This window comes from Desulfoplanes sp. (assembly GCF_054921335.1).
In genome coordinates this window covers 1-6,003 of the sequence record NZ_JBUDSQ010000110.1, presented here as the reverse complement: position 1 = coordinate 6,003, position 6,003 = coordinate 1, and the positions used below count along the sequence as shown (strand labels likewise).

Below are 6,003 nucleotides of genomic sequence, written 5' to 3'. Positions count from 1 at the left end.
GGCATTCAGGGGCTCATCATTCCGGATCTCCCCTTTGACGAAGAAACCGATGAGCACATGGGCCTGGCCCACAAGGCAGGCCTCAAAATCATCCAGGTGACCTCGCCGTCGACAAACGAAGAACGCCTCGAAAAAGTCTGCGCCATTGCCCAGGGGTTCATCTACTCCACCCTCAAGGTGGGCATCACCGGCGCGGGCACAGACATAGACGATCAGGGCATCGCATTCCTGAACCGTATCCGTTCCCTGACCGACCTGCCCATAGCTGCGGGATTCGGCATCAGTTCGCCGGAACACGTGGAAAAGCTCATCGGCAGGACCGACGTGGCCGTGGTCGGCAGTCATGTGATCAATCTGTATGAAAAAGAAGGTAAAGAGGGTGTGACCCGATTTTTGGAAAAATGCGGAAAAATCGGAAGATAAGCCCCCCCCCGGGGGAGCGCCGACAGAACACCCGTACCAACACCGGAGACCCCATGAAACTCTCCAATTCTTACGCCGACCTCGGCGAGCAGTTCCACGAAAAAATCCACCCTGTACCGGTACGCGATCCCCAGCCCTTCCTATGGAATCACGCCCTGGCCGACGACCTGCTGATCCCGGACGACCTGCAAAACGATCCGCCATCCCTGGCCCGGGTCTTCTCGGGCAACCGCCTTCTTCCAGGTTCTCAGCCCATTGCCACGGCATACGCCGGCCACCAGTTCGGCAACTTTGTTCCCCGCCTGGGTGACGGCCGGGCCCATCTTCTCGGGGAGATCACCGACCGATCCGGCAGACAATGGGACATCCAGCTCAAGGGGTCCGGCCGCACCCCCTTTTCCAGAGGCGGTGACGGGCGGTGCGCCCTGGGACCGGCCATTCGGGAATTCATCATGAGCGAGGCCATGCATGCCCTGGGGGTCCCCACAACACGATGTCTGGGTGTCGTCACCACGGGAGAACCGGTTATGCGCGAGACCCTTTTACCCGGTGCCGTTGTGACCAGGGTCGCATCGAGCCATATCCGTATCGGCACGTTCCAATACTTTGCGGCCAAGGGAGACATCCGATCCCTCGAGACCCTGTGCACCTACACCATGGAGCGCCACTATCCTGAGCTACTCAACCGGGGAGACAACCGCTACCTCACCCTTTTCGAACGACTCATGGAACGCCAGATCCGCCTCGTGGTGGAATGGATGCGGGTCGGGTTCATCCACGGGGTCATGAATACGGACAACTCGACCCTGTCCGGAGAGACCATCGACTATGGTCCCTGTGCCATGCTGGGCATCTATGATCCGGAGACGGTGTACAGTTCCATCGACGTGACAGGCAGGTACGCCTTTGGCAACCAATCCGCAGTCGCCCAATGGAACCTGATCCGATTCGCCGAATGTCTGCTCCCCCTCATCCATGAGGATGCGGAAAAGGCTGCCAATCAAGTACGGCCTCTTCTTGGGACCTTCATGGAACGCTTCGACCAGGCCTACATGACCATGATGGGCAAAAAAATCGGACTGAGAACCCTCGAACAGAATGACGCCAAACTCATCCATACCCTCTTGAACCGGCTTGAACACAATCGATTGGATTACACCATCACCTTTGACCTGCTGACCGAATCATTGACGGACCAGAGCGCGGCAACACGCATGGATGATGAGCTTGCCGGATGGGTGGAAGCATGGCGAAAACGGCTCGGCAAGAAACAGATCAATGCGTTGGAAATCCAGGAAAGGATGCGCTCATGCAATCCGGTAGTCATCCCCAGAAACCATCATGTGGAGGCCGTGATTGCCGAGTGTGTTCAAAGCGGCAAGCCGGACCCTGCCCAGGCATTGCTCCGGGTTCTCGGTTCCCCGTACGCGGAAGTGGATCAGACCCGACAATACCAGGACCCGCCCCTTGATGGGGACAAGGGCTATCAAACCTTCTGCGGAACATGACCCCGGCCGGACCCCCTACACCCTCATCTATGGTTTTCCATTTGCCAACAGACCATGCTGACGACTCCGGCCACGGCCAACGATCCCGCAAGGCTCATTCCCATAAAAACCAGAGTGAAATCCCAACCAAAATAGGCCACCAACACAGGCAACAGCACCGGCTTGATGGCCCTGCATCCTATAAAGTTGGCCACATGGAAGACTGAGGCGCCCTTGTCCCGAAGGTTTTTGAACAGGGGATACCATGCGTAGATTGGTCCCATGGACAGGACACCTGCCAGCGACGAAAAGACAAGCCCCTTCAGTCCGGCACTGCGCCCCAGGAACCGGGTCACCAAGGCCGGCGACAGATACCGGTTGAATACCACCATGACCACAAGGGCCAAAGAGATGGGCACCAGCAGCTGCCTGGATATCGAGACGCACATCGTTGCGGAGACGATGATCCTGTCCGGGGCGACAAGAAGCCCGAGGGCATAGAGGGTCACGACGCCAAGGGGAAAGAGCCAGGGGCGAACAAGCACCAGGCAACGTTTGCAAGGAGACGTTTGTCCCCCAGACTGATTCATATCCCCCCTCCCGGCAAGAAAAGGACCACAAAAGACAAAACAACGGCCATCACAAATCCGGCAAGATTGCGAACCACGGCAAAACACGCGCCCAGGGCGGCTGATTCCGCAGGCAACTGGACAACCCCCACACCGACCCATGCGAGCATCAGGGCAGTGACAGCAGACAGGCCCACACCCGCCCCGAGAAGCCCCTTGGCGATCACATAACTGTTGACGGCATTACCGGCCAGGACACTTCCCAGAACTCCGCCCCACAGGGGGTCGAAAAACATGTTGCCCGGAAACAGGGAAAAGAGAAGCTCCTGAGACACGAACCCGCGTATAAGCCCAAGGACAAGAACCACGCCGACGAGCCGGGGCAGCAAGGTATAGAACTGGCGCAGCCCCTTTTTCAGGGCATCGGTCCACACCCTGTTCTTTCGGGAAAAAACGTCTTTACATGCGGATCCATCCCCCGTTTGCCCATCCTCCTCCGATCCCGTTGCCACGGAACAGGCACGGACATAGTCATCCACGGCATCGGCCACGGTTCCTGTGACCTCAGTGACAACATCGATCCCCTGTTTTTTCAAGGCATCGACAATATGCGAAGCAACATGCCCCACCAGAATGACCCGCGCCCCCATGTTCACGACCAGGGATACCGCCATGACTCCGGCCCCGGGACCTGACGAACGCGGCGGTCCGTCCAAAACCTCAAAGGACATGTCATCGGTCTCGATCACCAAAAGATGACGGGCGGTACCAAGCCTCGATGCCACAGCGCCGTCAAGATCAGGCCGGGTGCTCGGAACGGCTAATTTCATGAAAACCTCGTCTATCCGTTTGTTTAATAGGACAAAAATCGCTCCAACCACAGACCGGTCTTTACCTAGAATTTATCCCGTAAAACCCGATGCAGGCGTTACCCCAACCCGACAAAGACTGCACCGCCCCCCATAACCTCGCTCGAGGCATATACTATATGACGGGGGTGCAGGAACAGCCTATTTATTACGGTCAAAATCCCGCTTGGTCCGTTCAGGAACGGGAGACAAAACATAGGTATTTCCATCCTCGCCCTGTCGGTAGGATGTCGTTGAACCGGCAGTATAGATGAGGCAAAGATCCTGCGTTCTGCCCTGGATATCCCCGGGGGGAAGGGCCACCTTCAGTTGATTGACGACACCCGTGTCCGTATCGTTGATACGTGCGAAAAGATCGGTGAACAGGGCTTCGTCGGTAATGATCCTCCACCCGCCGGGTTTCCTGTCGGACAGAACCCACCGGATCGCACCATCTTTGGGCACGAACAAAAGGGCCGAAGGAGCGGCCTTGCGGCCGCAATAGTAGAGGTCGTATTTCTGATGGTCCTCTTTGAGATCCTCGATGCTCGCATCCAGCCCCACGCTCTTTGGCAGGGCCAGCTTGCCCCGCGGTTTCATCCTCGGACGGACAAACACGATCAGTACGACGATAACCAGACAGATAAACAAAAAAGCCAGTACCGGTCCATTCATTGAGCACTCCTTGGTTTGACAGATTGTACTACGAATAATTGACGGATTATCGGTCCGGGGCGGGTTTGCATTGGTTTTTCTCCCGATTTACAGGGCTCGAAAAAATAGGGCAAACAGCTCTGCACGTCAGCTGGAGAGAGGACCGTCCTCTATGGTCGGATCACAGATGACGAAATCGTCAACAACGGTCAAGCCAGTGGTTTGGCGGGGGAGGGAGATGTTTGAAGGACCAGAAAAGAACAGATGAAATCGGTGCAAAAAACACTCTATCTTAAAAAAACAATTAATTATAAAATATTATACAAAAATCTCCCGCCTTTTTCGCCAGTCCGGACCAGAACCCATGACCGCCCTGCTCCCAATTCGTGATTCTTTTCCCATGGGTTGACTTTCATGTAGTATACACCCCAAGAGATAAAGGTTTTGTATACTGGATCGTAGTGGATCGGATAGACAATCATCTGTGAGGATATCCCGGTGATAATAGGGACTGGAATCGACGTTGTCGAACTTGACCGCATCAAGCGGAGTCTGGACCGTTTTGGGGACAGATTTTTGGACAAGATCCTTACCCGCCAAGAGCGGCAACATGTTCCCCACCGTCCAACCGCCTATGTCGCGGGACGTTTTGCGGCCAAAGAGGCATGTGTCAAGGCATTGGGCACTGGATTCTCCCAAGGGATCGCATTCAAACATATCGATGTCCTCTCCCTTGGATCGGGCCAGCCGACCATTGTCTTGAACGGCCCTGCATTACAACGCAGCACTCAGCTTCATGTCCATGGCATCCATCTCAGTATAACGCATGGCCGTGACATCGCTTCAGCCATGGTCATTTTGGAGGAAAAATGACAAACGCGTGTTCATCTCCCGACCCGGAGACCCAAAAAGATTTGCTGTCCATGTACGCTCCCCTTCCGACCCCGGAAGAGATGGCCCATTGGGACCACGTTTGCATGGAAAAGTATGGACCCTCCGGGGCCATACTCATGGAAAACGCAAGCAGGGAAGCCTATCATGTCCTCACCCGCCAATTTGGGACACTTGAAGGACGGAGCGCCGTGGTCTTTGCCGGTTCGGGCAACAACGGAGGGGATGCCTTTGCCCTGGCCAGACAATTGTGGAACCACGACGTCAAGGTGATGATACTGCACACCAAGGACCGGGAGAAGTATTCCGGGGACAGCGCTTACCATATGGATCTGGCCCTCAGGCTGGATATTCCGTGTTTGTATCTCCCTGATTACCATTTGGATTTTTTAAAAAAGATAGACATCGTCATCGATGGCCTTTTGGGCACCGGTTTCCATGGTCCCCTCAGAGAAAACTACCAGCGATGGATCAAGGCGATCAACAAACTGGGCAAGAACAGCTTTGTCCTTTCCCTGGACATTCCTTCCGGGATAAACGGAACGTCCGGAATGCCCTCCCCCCTCGCCGTACGCGCAAATGCAACGGTCACCTTTGAGGCGGCCAAGCTGGGTCTCTTCCTCCCCCCCTCGCGGGATTACATCGGAGAACTCGCGGTCAAGAAAATAGGTGTGCCCAAGATCATCAAACACCAGTCACCCGCCACCCATGCAGCCTTGACACAAAAAATCATCCGACACCTCCCCCTCCCCCGCCCGACCATGCACAAGGGAGAGGCGGGCCATGTCCTTATCCTGGGTGGCTCCGCTCCATATACCGGCGCCCCGCTCTTGAGTGCTGTCGGCGCCATGCGAAGCGGGGCCGGGCTGGTAACCATCGGAAGCCCCAAAGATCTGGTCCACGAAATCAAAAACGGCTGGCCGGATATCATGAGCCTTCCCTTGGGAGATAACGATTCCTGGGATGGATCATGCGCCAAGGATCTTGCGGACCACCTTTCCAGATTCCATGCGGTCGTACTTGGACCGGGGCTGGGAAGGACCCCGGGTGCCCTTGAGTTTCTTGCAACCTACCTGCAGGCCCCCCATCCCAAAACCCTTTTCGACGCCGACGCTCTCTTCTTTCTTGCCC

General features: G+C 55.9%; 7 protein-coding genes. 4 read left to right on the top strand and 3 right to left on the bottom strand.

Annotated elements, in window-relative coordinates; all coding sequences use genetic code 11:
- Positions 1 to 423, top strand: a 423-nt coding sequence (locus tag ACY692_RS13760) for a tryptophan synthase subunit alpha (protein WP_462325951.1), incomplete at its 5' end; no start/stop codon positions are given.
- A 53-nt stretch (positions 424 to 476) separates the two neighbouring features.
- Positions 477 to 1,931: a protein adenylyltransferase SelO gene (locus tag ACY692_RS13755; RefSeq protein ID WP_462325950.1), complete on the top strand. Its 1,455-nt coding sequence runs from the start codon at positions 477 to 479 to the stop codon at positions 1,929 to 1,931.
- A 23-nt stretch (positions 1,932 to 1,954) separates the two neighbouring features.
- Here ACY692_RS13755 and ACY692_RS13750 read toward each other — a convergent pair whose 3' ends face one another.
- The 3 genes from ACY692_RS13750 to ACY692_RS13740 form a co-directional block, all read right to left on the bottom strand.
- The gene (locus ACY692_RS13750) at positions 1,955 to 2,500 is read right to left on the bottom strand and encodes a hypothetical protein (RefSeq protein WP_462325949.1); all 546 of its coding nucleotides are present in this window, start codon (positions 2,498 to 2,500) and stop codon (positions 1,955 to 1,957) included.
- A complete protein-coding gene (locus tag ACY692_RS13745; RefSeq protein WP_462325948.1) occupies positions 2,497 to 3,309 on the bottom strand; it encodes a NifB/NifX family molybdenum-iron cluster-binding protein in 813 nt (270 codons plus the stop codon). Before ACY692_RS13745 ends, ACY692_RS13750 begins: the two co-directional genes overlap by 4 nt.
- Positions 3,310 to 3,489: 180 nt before the next feature.
- The gene (locus tag ACY692_RS13740) at positions 3,490 to 4,002 is read right to left on the bottom strand and encodes a hypothetical protein (RefSeq protein WP_462325947.1); all 513 of its coding nucleotides are present in this window, start codon (positions 4,000 to 4,002) and stop codon (positions 3,490 to 3,492) included.
- Positions 4,003 to 4,479: 477 nt separating this feature from the next.
- Between ACY692_RS13740 and ACY692_RS13735 the strand changes: the two genes are divergently transcribed.
- On the top strand, positions 4,480 to 4,854 hold the full coding sequence (locus ACY692_RS13735) for a holo-[acyl-carrier-protein] synthase (protein ID WP_462325946.1): 375 nt from the start codon (positions 4,480 to 4,482) through the stop codon (positions 4,852 to 4,854).
- Positions 4,851 to 6,003, top strand: a 1,153-nt coding sequence (locus tag ACY692_RS13730) for an NAD(P)H-hydrate epimerase (RefSeq protein WP_462325945.1), incomplete at its 3' end; no start/stop codon positions are given. The genes ACY692_RS13735 and ACY692_RS13730, both read left to right, overlap by 4 nt.

What these genes read in the sequence shown, in the direction of transcription:
- ACY692_RS13755 (WP_462325950.1), top strand. Translation starts at nt 477, where the DNA reads ATGAAACTCTCCAATTCTTACGCCGACCTCGGCGAGCAGTTCCACGAA.
- ACY692_RS13750 (WP_462325949.1), bottom strand. Translation starts at nt 2,500, where the DNA reads ATGAATCAGTCTGGGGGACAAACGTCTCCTTGCAAACGTTGCCTGGTG.
- ACY692_RS13745 (WP_462325948.1), bottom strand. Translation starts at nt 3,309, where the DNA reads ATGAAATTAGCCGTTCCGAGCACCCGGCCTGATCTTGACGGCGCTGTG.
- ACY692_RS13740 (WP_462325947.1), bottom strand. Translation starts at nt 4,002, where the DNA reads ATGAATGGACCGGTACTGGCTTTTTTGTTTATCTGTCTGGTTATCGTC.